The 17,844-nt window shown below is 69.7% G+C and carries 7 protein-coding genes; 2 read left to right on the top strand and 5 right to left on the bottom strand.

The genetic code is table 11. From position 1 onward, the window contains the following. Positions 1 to 18 precede the first annotated feature (18 nt). From HV826_RS11955 to HV826_RS11935, 5 genes are read right to left on the bottom strand one after another with little or no spacing between them, the layout of a single operon-like run. The gene (locus tag HV826_RS11955; RefSeq protein WP_176417137.1) at positions 19 to 2,403 is read right to left on the bottom strand and encodes a M20/M25/M40 family metallo-hydrolase; all 2,385 of its coding nucleotides are present in this window, start codon (positions 2,401 to 2,403) and stop codon (positions 19 to 21) included. A gap of 36 nt (positions 2,404 to 2,439) precedes the next feature. Beyond that, entirely contained in the window at positions 2,440 to 3,102 is a 663-nt protein-coding gene (locus HV826_RS11950) for a class I SAM-dependent methyltransferase (protein WP_176417136.1), read from the bottom strand. Positions 3,103 to 3,147: 45 nt separating this feature from the next. Continuing rightward, positions 3,148 to 7,623, bottom strand: a complete 4,476-nt coding sequence (locus HV826_RS11945) for an amino acid adenylation domain-containing protein (RefSeq protein WP_217917240.1) — start codon at positions 7,621 to 7,623, stop codon at positions 3,148 to 3,150. Continuing rightward, a complete protein-coding gene (locus tag HV826_RS11940) occupies positions 7,620 to 10,961 on the bottom strand; it encodes a non-ribosomal peptide synthetase (RefSeq protein ID WP_176417135.1) in 3,342 nt (1,113 codons plus the stop codon). The genes HV826_RS11945 and HV826_RS11940 overlap by 4 nt, the downstream gene beginning before the upstream one ends. A 40-nt stretch (positions 10,962 to 11,001) precedes the next feature. After that, complete coding sequence (locus HV826_RS11935) at positions 11,002 to 16,260, bottom strand: non-ribosomal peptide synthetase (protein WP_176417134.1); 5,259 nt, start codon at positions 16,258 to 16,260, stop codon at positions 11,002 to 11,004. A gap of 476 nt (positions 16,261 to 16,736) precedes the next feature. Here HV826_RS11935 and HV826_RS11930 point away from each other — a divergent pair, with 476 nt between their 5' ends. Together HV826_RS11930 and HV826_RS11925 are read left to right on the top strand one after the other, a co-directional pair. Continuing rightward, positions 16,737 to 17,468: a hypothetical protein gene (locus HV826_RS11930; RefSeq protein ID WP_176417133.1), complete on the top strand. Its 732-nt coding sequence runs from the start codon at positions 16,737 to 16,739 to the stop codon at positions 17,466 to 17,468. Positions 17,469 to 17,559: 91 nt separating this feature from the next. Further along, complete coding sequence (locus HV826_RS11925) at positions 17,560 to 17,769, top strand: MbtH family protein (protein ID WP_176417132.1); 210 nt, start codon at positions 17,560 to 17,562, stop codon at positions 17,767 to 17,769. Positions 17,770 to 17,844 lie beyond the last annotated feature (75 nt).

The raw sequence follows: 17,844 nt of genomic DNA, 5'->3' as shown, positions 1-17,844 counted from the left end.
CGCCTCCGCCGGCACACGCTACCGGGGCGCTTGCCGCACCGTGGCGGAGCCCGGGTGCGCGGTCATGGGGAAGGCCCGGCCGACATAGGTGGAGTTGCCCCAGTTCTCCACATCCAATGAGGCCGCGGGAATCATGTAAGGGGGCCGTTGGGCCACGTTCAGGCCCGGCAACTCCGGCAGGCCGTCGGAGCGGTCCACCACGCGAAGGGTGAAGCGCCTGCCCGCGGGCACCGTCAGGCGCAGCGTGTTGCCCTCCTGACCAAGGGCCTCCAACCAAAGCACCCACTCCGATTCCGCGCCCGGGGAGGTGTCCGGCGCCTGGGCGGTCGGCCCGGGCTGCCCATCCAGCGCATACGCGAGTACAGGCACTCCGGAGACGGACACCACGGCGCTGCGCGCGCCACGCGGCGAGCCGATGTGCAGCCCCACCGTCCGGCGCTCGCCCGAGACCGCGTCGTCGAGCACCGCCAGCGTTGGCGGCGTCGTGGACAGGACGGGTGCGGGGCCATGGAGGAAGTCCCGCCCCCAGCGCGGCAGGAAGTCCGGCAGCGGCCCTTCCTTCACCTCTCCAGAGAGGAACTGCTGTGTCCAGGCGTCGAGTCGCGCGTCGCTGGTCGCCCAGAGCGCACGGCCCGTGTCCGCGTCCAGTGCATACACGAGGTTGTTCGCCCTCGGTCGCTCCGGGGTGGGCGCCGCGGGGAGGCTGGCCAGCGCGACGAGCGCCCCGCCCACGACCAGTGCCCCGGCCGGCAGCGACCAGCGACGCGCGGCGCGAAGCTCGTGCAGGAGCGGAATGAACAACCCAAGCAACAGCCCCGCCATGAGCGCGGCGACAGCGCCCATGCGCAGCGTCAGACCCACGAAGGACAGTTGGATGAGCGGAGCCACGACGAGGCTCGCCGGCACGGTGGAGAGGAGCAGCGAGACCAGCAGGCGCCCCGCGGCTGGACGTGGCGCATCCACGTCTGGCAGCAGTTCCAGTCCGAGCGCGGCCCCCAGCAACGGCCAGACGAACAGGAAACTGAAGCCCGTCAACAGGGCCGCGGTCAGCACGGCCAACAAGGCCCACCAGAACGAGGCGCCAACAGCCAGGGCGTACACCCCGACACGTCGGCGCAGCAGAGCGGCCAGGGTGGCCGTGCCCGCGAGGCACAGGGCCATGAGCCCGGCCAGGTAGAGCCCGCCGTCATACGTATGTCCAATGCGGCGAAACTCCTCATTCGTGGCATCAGCAAGCAGCCCGAGCACCACTGCCACCACGACGAGGACGACGAGTTGGAGCAGGAACGCAAGGGCTCCCCAGAGCGCCGAAGCCGCCCGGAACCGCCCCCGCCGCAGGCCCCTGGCGGCCACGCAGGCCCAGAGCACGGCCGCCATCAGGGCCAGCGGCATGCTCCACGCCGCCGGATAGACGATGAGCGCCGGGCCGGGAAGGTTGAAGAAGACCCTGTCGGAGGCGTCTCCCCGCGGCAGTTCCCCCTCCCCCAGCCGCCGCACGAGCCGCAGGGCATATTCGCCGTGGTGCTGCACGACGCGCGGGTCCACGTTCTCCGGTCGGTCGAGGGCGCTGTGATAGGTATTGATGCCGTCGATGTAGGCGAAGTTGAGGCCCGGGAGGCCCGCCTCCTTCGCCAGGGTGAACTCCGTCATGTTCGGCAGGTGCCGGTAGGCCTCGTCGAAGAGGGAGCTCGCGAAGGCGTATGGCACGGCCGAGGCGAGCTCGCTCACCATCCAGCCGCTCTTCGGCCCCGTCTCGAACATCAACACGGGCCCACCACTGCCCCGCGCCTCGAAGTTGAGCACCACGCCCAGCTTGTGCCGCAGCGGATGCCGTTCGAAGAAGGCCTTCGCCCCCAGCAGCCCCACCTCCTCTCCATCAGAGAAGAGGAAGACCACGTCGCGTTCGAGCGTCCGCCCGGTGTGCGTCAAGGCCCGCGCGGTCTCCAGCAGCGCGGCGACGGCGGTCGCGTTGTCGTTCGCCCCCGGGCCGGCTGGGACCGAGTCGTAGTGCGCCATCAACAGGACCGCCCGCTCACTGGAGCGGCCTGGGCGCTTCGCGATGATGTTCCGCACGACGGCCGCGGGACGGTACTTGGGACCAAAGGGCGTGATGAATTCGGCGATGCTCGTCGCCTCCTGCACCTCCGGCGCCAGCCCGAGCTTCGTGAGCTCCGCGACCAGGTAGGCGCGGACCCGGGCATTCTCGGACGAGCCAATGGGGTGCGGACGCTGGGCGATGGCGTACACGTGGGCCATCGCCCGCTTTGCGGAGAACCCACCTTCCGGCGCGGAGGCCGGCCGTGAAGCCGGCGACCGGAAGGAGAGCAGCGCCAGGAGGATGCTCACCCCCACCCCCACCACCGCCACCAAGGCAATCCACTGGCGTGTCAGGCCAGAATCCACACCTGAGTGCGTTGTGAGCATCGCCGTCCCGCGGGCCTAGCGCTTGCGAGCGAAGGTCAGTCCGTCAGCGATAGGGAGCATGCTGACGTCCACCCGTTCGTCAGTCAGGAGCTTGGCGTTGATGCGCCGCAGCGAGTCCGTCTCCGGATCCCCGACGACGCTCGGGTCGGCGACCTTCCCGGACCACAACGTGTTGTCGAGGATGATCAACCCGCCGGGACGCACCAGCCGCAGCGCGTGCTCGTAGTAGAAGTCGTAGCTCTCCTTGTCCGCATCGATGAACGCGAGGTCGAACGTCCCGCGGTGCTCGCTGGCGACCAGCGCCTCCAGGGAATGGTGGGCGTCGCCAAGCCGGACCTCGATGCGATCCGCCACGCCCGCCCGCTGCCAGTAGCGGCGCGCGATGGAGACCCACTCCTCGCTCAGGTCGCACGCGATGACGCGCCCATCGGCGGGCAGCGCGAGCGCGGTACACAGGGTGCTATAGCCGGTGAAGACGCCCACCTCGAGCGTCTTGCGCGCGCCGATGAGGCGCACCAGCAGGCTCAGGAGCTGCCCCTGCTCGGGAGGAATCTGCATCGTGCGCAGGGGGAGCTTCGACGTCTCCTCCCGCAGGTCGCGAAGGATGTCGTTGTCCCGCACGGAGCTGTCGCGGATGTACTGCAGGACGGACTGTGTCAATTCGACGTGGTGGATCATCTCGGTCTTCCTATCGGACGTTCGATAACGGATTGGAGGGACGGCTCAGGCGCCGGACGCCTTCTGCTGACGGGCTGCGCGCAGGACCTCGGGCCGCTGAAGGAAGCCGATGTCGACGAGGTACTGAAGGCAGCGATGGGCAAGCTCCTCGGTCATGGGCGGGCAACGGATGTCACTGCCAGCCAGCACCTCCACCGCGCTCCGGCACTCCAGGTTCGGCCGGAGCTGGTCGATGAAGGCCGGGTCGAGCGATTCCTGGGGCTCCGCCTCGGCGTCGCGGATGAGCGGAACGAGCGGATAAAGCGGATGCGACGTGTCCACGTCGAGCGCCTGCCTCCGCGCCTCGTCGAAGGGAACGATGTCGAACGCGTAGCCATAGGAGCGAATCCAATCGCAGAAACGACGCAGCGAGACGGGCGCGGGATTGAACAGGTGGAAGAACCTGCCCAGCGCCTCCCGCTGGGTGGAGATGTGCACGATGGCCTTGGCCGCGTAGTCCACCGGGATGGTGTCGAAGATGCGCGGGTAGTCCGGGATGATGCCCATGGGCACGTAGCCGCGGAACGCCACGAGCAGGTAGTCGTTGGTCTGGGTCGCGCCCGTCTCCTCGTGGCTCAGGATGAGCCCGGGCCGGTAGATGCACACGGGGATGCCGCGCGCGCGGGCGATGTTGACCACCTTCTCCGCCACCCACTTGCTGCCAGTGTAGCCACCCGGCACCTCGATGGGGTTGCGCAAGGGCGCGTCATCCTCCATGAAGGGGCGCGGCATGTGCGTGGCCAGCAGCACATCGATGGTGGACACGTAGTGCACGGCCTTGAGCCGGTGCTGGCATGCCAGGCGCAGCACCTCCTGGGTGCCGTGCACGTTGGGCCCCCGCAGCGCCGAGTAGGGGTACACGAAGTTCACCAGCGCGCCGTTGTGGTAGATGGAGTCGAGCTCGAGTCCGAGCCGCTCCCACTCTTCCCGGGAAAGGCCGAGCCGGGGCTTCCCCAGATCGCCCACCAGCGGGCGGATCCGCTCCGCGTAGGCCTCATCCCAGACGAGGTACTGGTGCATGGTCGCACGCACGCGGTCCATGGCCTGGGCCGGGTCGGCGGCACGCACGAGGCAGTACACGGTGGCTCGGGTCCGCTTCAGGAGCTGCTGGAGCAGGAAGGCCCCCAAGTAACCGGTGGCGCCAGTGAGCAGCACGGAGGACGGGGCGAGGTAGTTCGCCAGCGGCAACCCGGCGGGGGAGATGTCCGGCGCCAGCGAGGCGTCGGCGTCCAGCCGTGTGGCGTGCTGGTTCATCAGCACGGCGTCGAGGCCCTCACGCTGGTAGGTCTCCACCACGTTCGCCACCCCAGCCACCGTGGGAATCTTGAAGAACTGGTGCACCGGGATGGCAATCTGGAAGCGGTTCAGCAGCCGTGAGGCGAGCCGCGCCAGCAGGAGCGAGGTGCCGCCCACTTCGAAGAAGTCGTCCTCCACTCCCACGCGGTCCATGCCGAGCACGCCCGCGAAGGCCGAGGCAATCTCATCCTCCAGGGGCGTACGCGGAGCGACGTAGGCGCCCGCGGTGTCCGGCCGGTCCATCTGCGGGGCAGGCAGGGCATTGCGGTTGACCTTGCCGCTGGGCATCTTCGGCAGCTCGTTGACGATGACGAACACCGGCGGAATCATGTACGCCGGCAGAGTCTTCTCGAGGAATGCCGTGAGCGAGCGAGCCTCCGGCGTGCCCCCCTTGGCGGGCGTGACGTAGGCCACCAGCCGCTTGATTCCCTGCAGGCCCTCACGCGCGACGACGATGGCCTCGCGCACGTCGGGGTGCCGCCCCAGCGCGGTCTCGACCTCACCGAGCTCTACGCGGTAGCCGCTCACCTTGACCTGTTCGTCCACGCGGCCGAGGAACATGATGGCTCCGTCCGCCCGGTAGCGCCCGAGGTCGCCCGTCCGGTACAGCCGCGCGCCGGCATCACCCGAGAACGGATCCGGCAAGAAGCGCTGAGAAGTCAGGCCGGGCCTGGCGTGATAGCCACGCGCCAGGCCCACGCCGCCGACGAAGAGTTCACCGGGAACACCGACCGGAACCGGCTGGAGGTGCTCGTCGAGCACGTACATCCGCAGGTTGGCGATTGGCCGACCGATGGGAGCGTCCTCCGGGGCATCCACGCGCGGGCAGTTCCATGCCGCGGCGTCGATGGTGGTCTCCGTCGGGCCGTAGAGGTTGGCGACGGCGGCGGAGACGCGCGAGAAGATGCCGCGCTGCAGGCCGCCAGTGAGGGCCTCGGCGCCGCTCAGCACGTACCGCAGGTGGGTGCACCGGCCAATCTCAGGCTCCTCCATCAACACGGCGTTGAGCGAGGGCACCGCGCCATACACGGTGATGCCCTGTTCACGCAGCAGGCCCACCAGCGCCTTGCTGTCGTAGTGCTGGCCGGACGGGGTGAGCACGGCTCTGGCCCCCACCAGGAGCGGCCAGAAGGTGGCCCACACCGACGGGTCGAAGCTGAAGGAGTGGTTCTGCAGCACCCGGTCCTCCGCCGACAACGGCCAGGTGCGCTGACGCCACGCGAGGTTGTTCACGATGCCACGGTGAGAGAGCATCACCGCCTTGGGCGTGCCGGTGGAGCCCGAGGTGTAAATGAGATAGGCGAGGTGGTCCGGCGTGACGACCGGCGGGGGCGCCTGCCGCGGGCACCCGGCGATGACCGGCCAGTCCGTGTCCACGAACACGCGCCGCGCCGCGCCCATCTTCACCCGGTCCGCCAGGGACTGCTGCGTGAGCACCACGTGCGCCTCGCAGTCCGCGAACAGCTGCGCCAGGCGCTCGGTGGGGTACTCCGGATCCAACGGCACGTAGGCACCGCCGGCCTTGAGCACCGCCAGCATGGCGGTCACCATCTCCACGGACCGCTCCAGGCAGATCGCCACCCGACCTTCCGGTGCCAGCCCGAGCTGGCGCAGGTGATGGGCGAGCTGGTTGGCGTGCGCATCCAGTTCGGCGTAGGTGAGCTGGTGGCCCTCGCACGTGACGGCCACGGCATGCGGGGTGCGCGCTGCCTGCTCCTCGACGAGCTCGTGCAGGCAGCGCGACGGGAGGGCGTGCTCGGTCTGGTTCCAGTCGCCGACGACCTGCCGCCACTCCTCCTCGGTGAGCAGCGGCAGCCGGGCGATGGACATCCCCGGAGCGTCCACCGCCGCGGACAGCAGCGTGCGCAGGTGGCCCAACAGGCGCCGCGCGGTGCTCGCGTCGTACAGGTCGGAGTTGAAGTCGATGCGCAGGTGGAGGCCCTGCTCGGTGGCTGTCGCCGCCAGGGTGACGTCCACCGGGGTGGTACCGAACGGCAACGCCTGCGCCAGGGCGCGCAGGCCGGCGCCAACCGCCAGCTCCTCGCGCGCATCCCGAAACAGGTACATCACCTGAAAGAAGGGCGTGCGGCTCAGGTCACGGGCCGGCTGCAGCGTGTCCACCAGCGTGCCGAAGGGCACGCTGGCGAACCGCTCCGCCTCCTCGCGGGCCACGTCGACGCGCTGGAGCGTCTCCATGAAGGACGGCTCGCCGCGCAGGTCCGTCCGCAGGACCAGGGCGGTGCTGGCAGGCCCGAGGAGCCGGCCCCGCTCGGCCTCGGTCCGGAGGTCGGCGCGAACGCCCACTGTCACATCGGACTGCCCGGTGTACCGGGACAGCAGCACCTGAAAGCCGGCCAGCACCGCCGCGCGCAGGCCCCCGTTCCGCGAGGCCAGCGCTTCCATCCGCCGCGACAGCTCAAGCGGCAGCAGGGTGGAGACGGAGTCGCAGCGGTGCGTCTTGATGACGGGACGCGGCCGATCGGTGAAGAGCCGCAGCAGGGGCAGGTCCGTGAGCTTCCGGCGCCAGTGTTCGAGCTGCTGGCCACACACCGGCCCGCTCAGCCAGGCCTGCTCCCGCGCGGCGTACTCGGCGTAGGCGGACACGGAGGACGCCGCGGACTGCTCACCGCGCAGGAGGGCGCCGTACGTGGCGAGCACCTCCCGAATGAGCGCCTCCAGGGACGGCTCGTCGGAGATCAGCTCGTGAGCCTTGACGAGCAGCAGGTGCTCCTCGGCCCCGAGCCTGACGAGGTGCAGGCGCAACAGCGGCCCGGTGGCCGGCTCGAGCCGCTCGCCCAGCTCCTGCCGGGCGAGCCGTTGCAGGGCGTCATCCAGGCCTGTCCCGGCCGCCTCCGTCACCGCGAGCGCCAGCTCCATCACCGGCCTGGCGACGCGCAGCGGCGTCCCCCCCATGTCCTTGAACGTGCTGCGCAGGACCTCATTGCGGCTCGCCACCTCGGCGATGGCCTGCTGCAACACGGCCAGGTCCAATGCCCCCCTCAGCGAGTAGGCCGCCAGCACCTGTGCCGGCAGACTCCCGTCGAGCTGCAGCAGCATCCAGAGCCGCCGCTGATCCGGCGACAGGTTCGCGTGGCCCTGGAGACGTCCGTCCCGCAGCAGCCTGGCCAGCGTAGCTCTCTTCTCCTCGGCGGCGCGGCGGCCGTTGTCGCTCTCGGACGAACTCACCTGCTCCCCTCCTTCACGTGCTGAGTGTTCACATGGCCCAACTGTGGCTCGTTCAAGAGCGCCTCCACTTCCTCGTCGGTCAATCCGCTCACCAACTCGTCCACGTGCGGCGCCTCCACAACGGACGCCTTCCGGCGACGCCCATCAATCACCGTGGCGAGGTTGGCAATCGTCGCGTCGAGAAAGAGGTCCCGCATCGGCACGCGGACACCGAAGGTGCGGTCGAGCGCCTCCACGAGCCGGCCGGCAAGCAGCGAGTTGCCCCCAAGCTCGAAGAAGTCGTCCTTCACTCCCACCTGGTCACAGCCGAGCAGTTGCATCCAAATGGTGGCAATGCGGCCCTCCGTCTCGGTGCGAGGAGCCACGTGCATCGCCCCGCCGCGAGCCATCACCGACCTCGGGTCCGGCAGGGAGCGTCGGTCCACCTTGCCGTTGGGCGTCAGGGGAAGCGCATCCAGGAGCACGTTGGCCGACGGCACCATGTATTCAGGCAGGGAGGCCCGGGCGTGCTCGCGCAGTCGCTGGGCCAGGGTGTCGTCCCCGGCCTGCGCCGCGACCGGCACCACGTAGGCGATGAGCCGCCGCTCGGCCTCGCTGGAGCCCCACACGAGCGCCACCACGTCGCGGACCGCCTCATGGCGGCGCAGGGTGAGCTCTATCTCCGCGAGCTCGATGCGGTAGCCCCGCAGCTTGACCTGATGGTCGGCGCGACCGATGAACTCCAGCTCCCCACCCGCCCGGCGGCGCACCAGGTCGCCCGTCCGGTAGAGCCGGGCACCCGGCCGCGCCGAGAAGGGATCCGGCACGAAGCGCTCGGCCGTGAGCGAGGGCCGACCCCAGTAGCCGCGGGCCACGCCGGAACCACCGATGAACAGCTCACCCGCCAGGCCGACCGGCACGGGCCGCAGGTCCGGGTCCAGCACATGGACGCTGGTGTTTCCAAGGGGCCCCCCCAGCGAAACCCTGTCACCGGCCCCCAGCCGCTTGCGGCAGGACCACACCGTGGTCTCCGTGGGGCCATAGAGGTTCCACACCCGGGCCCCGTTCGCGGTGAGCGCGTCGGCGAGGTCCTGGGGCAGCGCCTCCCCTCCGCACAGCACGGTGAAGCCCGGGCCGGGAGCCCCGCCCGCGTCGGCCAGCATGCGCCAGGTGGCCGGAGTGGCCTGCATCACCGTCACCCCGTGCCGCGCCAACACCCCGGACAGCGCGCGCCCATCCGCGGCCTGCTCACGGGTGGCCATCACCACCCGCGCGCCCTGAACCAGCGGCAGGTACAGCTCGAGCGCGGCGATGTCGAAGGAGAACGTGGTCACCGCGGCGAGCACGTCCTCGGCGCGCAAGCCCGGCTCCCGGGCCATGGTCGTCAAGAAGTTGGCGAGGGCGCCATGCGAAATCATCACGCCCTTGGGCCGGCCGGAGGACCCCGACGTGTACAGGACGTAGGCGAGCTGAGCAGCGTCAGCCACGGGCTCCAGGTTCGCATCCCCCTCCCCCTCGAGGCCGGCCTCCGGGAGAGACACAACGTGCGGGATGCCCTCGCCATGGTGGGCCAGCTCCCGCCGGGTGAGCAGCACCTGGGCCCGCGCGTCCTCGATCATGTACCGCACCCGCTCCAGCGGATACCGCGGGTCCACTGGCACGTAGGCCCCCCCCGCCTTGAGCACCGCCAGCAGGGAGACGACCAGGTCCGGCGAGCACTCCATGCAGACGGCGACCCGGCTCTCGGCGCCCACGCCCCGGGCCTTCAGCAGGCGGGCGAGCCGGTTGGCCCGGGCGTTGAGCTCCGCATAGGTGAGCTGCTCGCTCCCGAAGACCAGGGCCACCCGGTCCGGCGTCCGCGCGGCCTGGGCCTCCACCGCCTGCGGCAACAGGGCGGTGGGCTCAGGCTCGGCGCGGAACGCGCTGGCCACGAGTTCCGCGCGCTCCGTCTCCGTGAGCAGCGAGAGCTGCGAGACGCGCTGGTGGCCGCCCCGGAGCAGGCCCTCCACCACCGCCTGGTAGTGCCGCGTCAGCCTGTCGATGGTGTCCGCCTCGAACAGGTCCGTGCTGTACTCGACGAGGCCCTGGATGCCGTCGCTGTCCTCGGTGAGGAAGAGCGACAGGTCGAACCGGGAGGTGCCGGTTTCCACCGGCAACCGCGTGAGCGGATGGCCCCCCAACGCGAGCCTCGCATGAGGCGCCTCCTGGAAGCCGAACATCACCTGGAACAGGGGGTTGCGGCTCAGCGTGCGCTCCGGCTGAAGCGCCTCGACAATCTTGTCGAACGGGAACTGCTCGTGCGCCACGGCCTCCAGGGTCGTCTCCCGGATGCGGCGCAGCAGCTCCTCCACGCTCGGGTCTCCGGTGAGGTCCGCGCGGACCACGAGCGTGTTGGCCAGGAACCCGATGACCGGCTCCAGCTCCGGCCGCTGCCGGTTCGCCACGGGCGTGCCGAGCAGCAGCTCCTCCTGCCCGGTGTAGTGGCGCAGCAGCACGGCGAAGGCCGCGAGCAGCACCATGTAGGAGGTGGACCCTCCCTCATGCGCATACCGCCGCACCGAGGCGGCGAACTCGCGCGAGAGGCGGAACTCCTTGTTGGCGCCACGGAACGACTGCACCACCGGCCGCGGGCGATCCGTCGGCAGCTCCAGGACGAGCGGCGCGCCAGCCAGCTTGCGTCCCCAGTACTCGCGCTGCTTCGTGTACTCCTCGGTGTCCAGCCACTGCCGCTGCCAGGCGACGTAGTCAGCGTACTGCACGGCCAGCTCGGCCAGGTGCGGCGCTGTGTGCTGGAGCAAGGCGCCATAGCTGGCCACCAGTTCGCGGAGGAACAGCTCGACCGAGGTGCCATCCGCGATGATGTGGTGGAGCGTGGCGAGGAGCACATGCCGCGTGCCGCTCAACCGCAGGAGCGTGAGCCGCAGGAGGCTGTCCTCCGTGAACCGGAAGAGCCGTTGGGACTCCGTGGCCAGGAGCCGCTGGACCTCATCCCAGCGCTCGGCCTCGGGGACGTGGCCGAGGTCCACGACCGAGACGGTGACCCGCGCGTGGGGGTTGATGACCTGCACGAGCTGCCCATCCAGGTGGGCGAGCCGGGTGCGCAGCCCCTCGTGCCGGGTGACCACCAGATTGACGGCGCGCTGCAGGGCGAGGCGATCCACCGGGCCGTCAATGCGGAAGGCCACGGGCAGGTGGTAGGCAGCGCCCCACCGAGCATCGAACTCGCGCAGGAACCACAGCCGCTCCTGGCTCGTCGAGGCGGGAAACACATAGCTGCCATTCAGCGAGGAGGAAGAGGTGCTCTGGCCTGCATCCCCCGGGGAGGACGGGCTGTGAGGGTCCGCGTCCGGCGCGAGCATTCGGGTCTTCTCCTCGAGAGGGTGTTCTGGATGCATGGCGCTAACGGCCGCGGTACGGAACCCGGGGCTGGGCGACGATGGGTGAGTGAGCCTGGTGCGTCTTGGTGGCCTGCGTGAAGTGCGCGGCCTGGGCGGCCACGGTCCGGTGCTCGAAGACCGTGCGGACCCCCGCCTGGACCTGCAGGGCCGCGGCGAGCCGGGTGGCCAGCCGGGTGGCCAGCAGCGAGTTGCCGCCGAGATCGAAGAAGCTGTCGTGGACGCCGACCCGCTCGCGCCGCAGGAGCCCCTCCCAGATGGCCGCGATGCGCGCCTCCAGCTCGTCGCGCGGCGCCAGGTAGTCTTGGCCCGGAGCGAGCGAGCTGGCGCGTGGCTCCGGCAGCGCGGCGCGATCGACCTTTCCGTTGGGTGTGAGCGGAAGCACCTCCATCACCACGAACACGCCGGGCACCATGTAGTCGGGGAGCCGGCCGCGCAGGTGCTCACGAAGCTCCGGCACCAGGGACTCGCCGTGGGCGGCCAGCACGACGTACGCCACCAGTTGCCGCTCGGCCCCCGTGCCGCGGGCAACGACGACGGCCTCCCTGACGGCCGGGTGGTTGCGCAGCGCCGTTTCAATCTCCTCGAACTCGATGCGAAAGCCGCGCACCTTCACCTGGTGGTCCGCGCGGCCCAGGAATTCGAGCGAACCCTCCGCGCGGTAGCGCACGATGTCACCCGTCCGGTACATCCGGGCGCCTGGAGTCTCGCAGAAGGGATCCGGTAGGAAGCGCTCCGCCGTCATCCGCGGCCGGCCGAGGTAGCCGCGGGCGACACCCGCGCCCCCGATGAACAGCTCGCCCCGGACGCCCACGGGCACCGGCGCGAGGTGCCGGTCCAGGACGTAGACCTGGGTGTTGGCCACGGGCCTGCCGATGCTAACGGGCTCGACGGCCTGGGCGGGCAGCGGCGTGTACGTGGAGTACGTCGTGGTCTCCGAGGGGCCGTACAGGTTCATCACCCGGGCCGCCGGAGTCTCCGCGTACAACCGGGCCACCAGGTCGCTGGTGAGCGGCTCCCCGGCGAGGTTGATGGTGCGGACGGAAGAAGGAATCCCACTCGCGTTGAGCAGCTCCGTGATGGCGGAGGGCACGGTGTTGATGAGCGTGACCTCGGACGCCGCGGGCAGCTCCAGCAGGTGCAGCGCGGTGTCCGCCAGGATGACCCGGCCGCCGTGGCTCAGCGGCACGAACAGCTCGAAGACCGACAGGTCGAAGCAGATGGAGGTGGCCGCCAGGACGCCCGTCAGCTCCTCCGTGGAGAACGTCTCGCCGGCCCACTGCACGAACGTCGCGGCGCTGCGATGGGAGATGGCCACGCCCTTGGGCTGCCCCGTCGAGCCGGACGTATAGAGGACGTACGCCAGCTGTTCGGGCTGGACTGGCGCAGGCGTCGGGAGGGAGCCCTCCTGCGTGTCCGGCTCCTCCAGGAACAGGAGGCGGGCCCCGTGCGGGCTCAGCCGCGAGGCCAGCGCACGCTGCGTGAGCAGGACGGGCATCTCCGCGTCGCGCACGATGAAGTCCAGGCGCTGCCGCGGATAATTCGGGTCGAGCGGCACGTACGCCCCACCGGCCTCCAGCACCGCGAGCAGGCCCACGACCAGGTCCGCGGTACGGAGGGAGAAGACACCGACGCGAACCTCCGGACCCACGCCGTGCCGGCGCAGCCGCGCGGCCAGCGTCCGGACACGCGCCATCAACCCCGCGTACGTGAGCCGCTCGGCGCCACACACCAGGGCGATCCCCTCCGGCGTTCGCTTGGCCTGGGCCGCGACCAGATGGTGAAGGCACGCGTCCTCGGGATACGGCCGGGTGGTTGCGTTCCAGTGACGCAAGAGCTGCTCGCGTTGCGCCTCGGGCAACAGGGGCAACCGCGACACGGGGGTGTCCTCCGCGTCGAGCGCGGCCGACAGCAGGCGCTCGTACTGCGCCCCGAGGCGCTCGGCGGTGCCGGCATCGAACCGCGCCGTGTCGTACTCCAGCGTGCAGGCCAGCCCCTCACCGACCGGCGCCACCGCGAGCGTGAGCTCGAACTGGGCGGCCCCTGGCGGCAGCGGGAGCAGGGACATGCTGGCCTCGCCCAGTCGCAGCCGCGCCGAACCATCACCGACGGCGAACCCCGCCAGCTCCGGCTGCTCCGACAGCGGCGCCCGCTGGTAGACGAACAGCGACTGGAAGATGGGGGTGCGGTCGCCAAGCCGCTCTGGCTGAAGGCGCTCGACCATCAGCGGAAACGGGAAGCCCTGGTGCTTCAGCGCCCCCCGCACCGCCTCACCCACGCGGTCCACCAGCAGGGAGAAGCTGGGCTCGCCCGACAGCGCCACGCGCAGCGGCAGCGTATTGACGTAGTAGCCCACCAGCCGGGAGGCGCCCTTCCAATTCCGGGTGGCCACGGGCGAGCCCACGACGATGTCGTCCTGGCCGGTCAGGCGATGCAGCAGCGCATGGAAGCCGGCGAGCAGCGTGACATAGGGGGTGAGCCCCCGCTTGCGCGAGAAGGCCGCCACGCGCTGCCGCAGCGCCCCGCCCAGCATGAACCGGTGGTACGGCTCGGAGGGCGCGGCGCCGGAAGAGGACAGGGCTGGCGCCGGCAACTCGAGGCGAGGCAGGGGGCCGGCGAGCCGCTGGCGCCAGTACCCCCAATCCTCCTCGTGGCTGGGGCCGGCCATGTACTCGGCCTGCCAACGGATGGCATCCGCGGGCTGGCCCACCGGGGGCAGCACCACCCCGTCGCCCCCCGCCTCATACAACCGGCGCAGCTCGTCGACGAGCACCGCGAGCGACCAGAAGTCCACGATGATGTGGTGCACGGACAGCAGCAGCACATGCGCGTGCGCCGCGCGGGAGAAGAGGTGGGTCCGCAGCAACGGCCCGCGCCCCAGGTCGAAGGGCCTGTAGGCCTCCCGCAGAAGCCTGCGCCGCAGCGCGGCCTCGTCATCACCGCTCGCGTCCACCACCTGGAAGGAGGCCGGGACGTGGGCGTGGACCTGCTGGACTGGCTCCTCGCCGACCATCGGGAACGTCGCGCGCAGCGCCGGGTGCCGTGCCACGAGTGACTGGAACGCGCGGCGCAGGGCCTCGACATCCAGCGCCCCCTGAAGACAGATGGCTCGCGCGATGGTGTAGCCTGGCGAGTCGGGGGCGAGCTGGTGCAGGAACCACAGGGCGCGCTGCCCGGGGGGCACGGGCAGTCGCTCCCCGGTGCCCGGCGTCGGCGCGGAAACCGGCCGCGCGTCCCGCCCTGCGGCCTCCAGCAGGTGCACGGCCAGCGCGCCGAGCGTGGGGCCCTCCAGGAGCAGGCGCAGCTCTAGCGCCACCTCCAGGTCCTGCTCGATGCGGTGCTTCAACTCGACCAGGGCCAGGGAGTCCAAGCCCAGGGCTGGGAGCCGAGCCTCTCCGGTGAGGATGGCGCGTGGCAGGCTCCCAGCGCGGGCGGCCGCGCTCGCAAGGTACGCGACGAGGGCGGGAAGCCGCTCGGCCTCGGGGCGCTCCAGCAACGAGGCGCGGGAGAGCGAGAATTCGCCCACGGGCTCCTGCGCGGTGTCCGCGCTGACGGTGTCGAGCTGGCCCTCGAGGTACGCCTCGCGGGTGGCGCCGCGTTGCACCTTGCCACTGGAGGTCTTCGGGAGACTGCTGGACTTGATGAGGACGACGGCGTGGACGCGCAGCGCGTGCTGCTCGGAGATGTCCCGCCGGATGGCGGCGATGACGTCCGGCCAGTCCCCGCCCGGGTAGCGGCGATCAACCTCCTGGACGACGACCACCTCCTCCGACGCGCCCACGCTCACGGAGAACACCGCCGCGCAACCGGGGCGCAGCGCGGGGTGGCTGCGCTCCACGGTGAGCTCGAGGTCCTGGGGGTAGTAGTTGCGGCCCTGGATGACGAGCAGGTCCTTGCGCCGGCCGGAGACGAAGAGCTCCCCGTCATGAAGGAAGCCGAGGTCCCCCGTGCGAAGCCACGGCTCCCCCGCCCCACCAGCCAGGCGGGCCTGGAAGGTCCGCGCCGTCTCCTCGGGGCGCAGCCAGTACCCCTGCGCGACGCTCGGGCCACGTACCCAGATCTCTCCGATGTGCCCTGGAGGAAGCTCGGTGCGCGACTCTGGGTCCACGATGAGGACCTGCTCATCCGGCACGACCGTGCCACAGCTCACGTGCCGCACGGTGTCGCGCGCGGCCTCCCGCGGGGACGAGGCCGCGACCGCCCGATGCGCCTCCAGCGCCCCGCGCTGGAAGTGCTCGACGCGGGCCACCCGCCCCTTGCTCACGCCAGTAACGATGAGCGTGCCCTCCGCCAGGCCGTAGCAGGGGTAGAAGGCCTCACGACGGAAACCGCACGGCTCGAACGCCTTGCTGAACGCCTCGAGCGTGTCGGGCCGGATGGGCTCGGCGCCACAGAAGGCCAGCTCCCACGAGGAGAGGTCCAACCCGGCTTTCTGCTCGTCGGAGATCTTCCGCACGCACAGCTCGTAGGCGAAGTTCGGCCCGCCGCTGCATGTCCCCCTCCGCTCGGAGAGCGTCTTCAGCCAGCGCAAGGGCTCCTGCAGGAACGAGAGCGGCGACATCAAGTCGACGGGAAGGCCCCCAAAGATAGGGGTGAGCACTCCGCCGATGAGGCCCATGTCATGATACGGCGGCAACCAGATGACGCCGCGGCTGCTGCGGCTCAACTGGAAGCGCTCATGGATGACGGAGAGGTTGTGCATCAGGTTGCGATGCGTGAGCACGACCCCCTTGGGGTCCGTCGTCGAACCGGAGGTGTACTGCAGGAAGGCCACGGAGTCTCCGCTCAGTCCCGGCGGCGTCCAGGCCCCCGCCTCCTCCAGCGCAATGCCATCCGTGGCGACCCAGCTCAGCCGCCCTAGCTCGGGAGCCAGCTCGAACATCGCTCCCGCCAGCCCTTGCAAGAAGGAGGTCGTGAGCACCACGCTCGCGCGTGAATCCCTCGCGACGGTGCGAAGCCTCAGCAGGCTGCGTTCCAGCCGCGCTGTATCCGGTGGATAGACGGGAACGGCAACAACGCCCGCATAAAGACAACCAAAGAAGGCCGCCACGTACTCCGGCCCCGGGGCATAGAGAAGCAGTGCCCGCTCCCCCACCCGACCATCGGCTTGCAAATGCGCCGCGATGGCCCGGGCCAAGACATCCATGGAGGAATAGTCCACCCGCACTGCGGGTGCCCCCGCATCCCCAAGAAATGTGAACGCCTCATGGCGTGGCTCACTCAGCGCACGCTCCTGGAGCAACTCCACCAGCGTGTGACGCATTCGTCTCCTCGACGTGACAGCAGCGGCATGCAAGGAATCGGAACGGCATGCCATCAGGATCACCCCTCAATCCTGACTTAGCGGCGCCCAAACCTAATTCGCGTCTTGCTTACTTGTCAATCAATCTGATTGATAGTATTGACACTGCCGATTCCGGGATTCCCCGCGCAGCGCGTGGGGCTCTCTTTTAGCCAGGGGGAACGACAGTGACAGAAAACTTCTATCTGTTGCGCCCGGAGCAACTGCCCCGGGAGCACAGGGAGCTGAGCGGTAATGAGGTTGCGTGTCTTGAGCCCCTGGCCACGCAGTACCGACGGGCGCCAGAAGCTCAAACGCTGTCAGCGACCCGCAAGGCCATTACCCGGCTCGGGCTCCGCCCCGAGGACTTCCAAGCCGTGGGAGAGGATCCAGAAGAGTCCCAGGGCAACCGGGACAATGACCGGGCATTCCTCATCGTGCGCGTCCAGGGAGAGGTCATGCCCCTGCTCGTGCATAGCACCCTGCAGGGCTTCGCGACGCTCCTGGACGAAGCGCTCGTCAACGGGACAGATCTGGAGCCGCAGGCGTGGGGCCAGCTGCGTGCCGCCTACAACACCCTCTTCGACACCTTCCTGGGCCGCCCTCCCGCGCGGGACGAAGAGGTTCCCATGCCGCCTCCGCGCTCCACCAGCGAGGGCGAGCGCGACGCACTGCGACGCTGGACCCGAGGCCACTATGTCTTCATGTCCATTGTGCAAGGCCTGTCCGTGGTCCTCAATGGGTTGACCCGTGACATCAATGCCTCAGACATCCCGTCCGCCCAGGTCAACTTCGAGCGGGCCACGACCATCATGATGGGTGCGGAGTCCGCCCTCCGCTTCACGGGTGACTACTCCTACAACGCATACGAAAAATCCGTTCGTCCCACCCTCATGCCGCCCATTGCGCCCCCGGGAATGACCGGCCTGCGCTGGCGCGATCACGAGCACCTGGTCAAGATCCTCTCAGGAATGCGGCCCCTGTTCTCCGCCCTGGACCCCGCCCTGGAGCCCTATCGCGAGGCATTCTACGCGTCGATCTCCCACACCTATGACTCACACAAGCTTGTCTGCTCCAGCTTCGTGGGCACCGAGCGCACCAGCCTCCTGATGGCGGAGCGCACTGAGAAGTCAGCAATCGAGATCCTCGACCACTTCAAGCGCGTGCGCCTCCAACTCGTAAAGAGCTGAGCCCGGCGGCAGCCCATTCCACTCTGCCTGCCAAACAACCATTTCATCAAACACAACCAAGACTCGCGCAGCACTCGCGCCAGGGCATTTGATGGCCACCTTTCTTGGCAGTGATGATTCCGTGAAGTGCAAGGTCGTGGTGAATCACGAGGAGCAGTACTCCATCTGGCCGGAGGATCAACCCAACCCGGCGGGATGGAGCGATGAGGGCTACCGCGGGACGCGCCGCGACTGTGTGGCGCACATCGAGGAAGCCTGGAAGGACATGCGGCCCAAGCGGTTACGTGAAGCAATGCGGTAGCAGTCACAGCTCGCAGACTCACAAGCCGATGCAACGCACACATGCCCCTCTCGCAGGAGCAGGGGCGGAGCCTTG

The sequence above is a fragment of the Myxococcus sp. AM010 genome (genome assembly GCF_013372585.1).
In the GTDB taxonomy this organism is placed as follows: domain Bacteria; phylum Myxococcota; class Myxococcia; order Myxococcales; family Myxococcaceae; genus Myxococcus; species Myxococcus vastator.
Note: the sequence above shows the minus strand (reverse complement) of the source record. Positions and strands in the feature narration are given on the sequence as shown.

What these genes read in the sequence shown, in the direction of transcription:
- HV826_RS11950 (WP_176417136.1), bottom strand. Translation starts at nt 3,102, where the DNA reads ATGATCCACCACGTCGAATTGACACAGTCCGTCCTGCAGTACATCCGC.
- HV826_RS11940 (WP_176417135.1), bottom strand. Translation starts at nt 10,961, where the DNA reads ATGCTCGCGCCGGACGCGGACCCTCACAGCCCGTCCTCCCCGGGGGAT.
- HV826_RS11935 (WP_176417134.1), bottom strand. Translation starts at nt 16,260, where the DNA reads ATGCGTCACACGCTGGTGGAGTTGCTCCAGGAGCGTGCGCTGAGTGAG.
- HV826_RS11930 (WP_176417133.1), top strand. Translation starts at nt 16,737, where the DNA reads ATGCCCCTGCTCGTGCATAGCACCCTGCAGGGCTTCGCGACGCTCCTG.
- HV826_RS11925 (WP_176417132.1), top strand. Translation starts at nt 17,560, where the DNA reads ATGGCCACCTTTCTTGGCAGTGATGATTCCGTGAAGTGCAAGGTCGTG.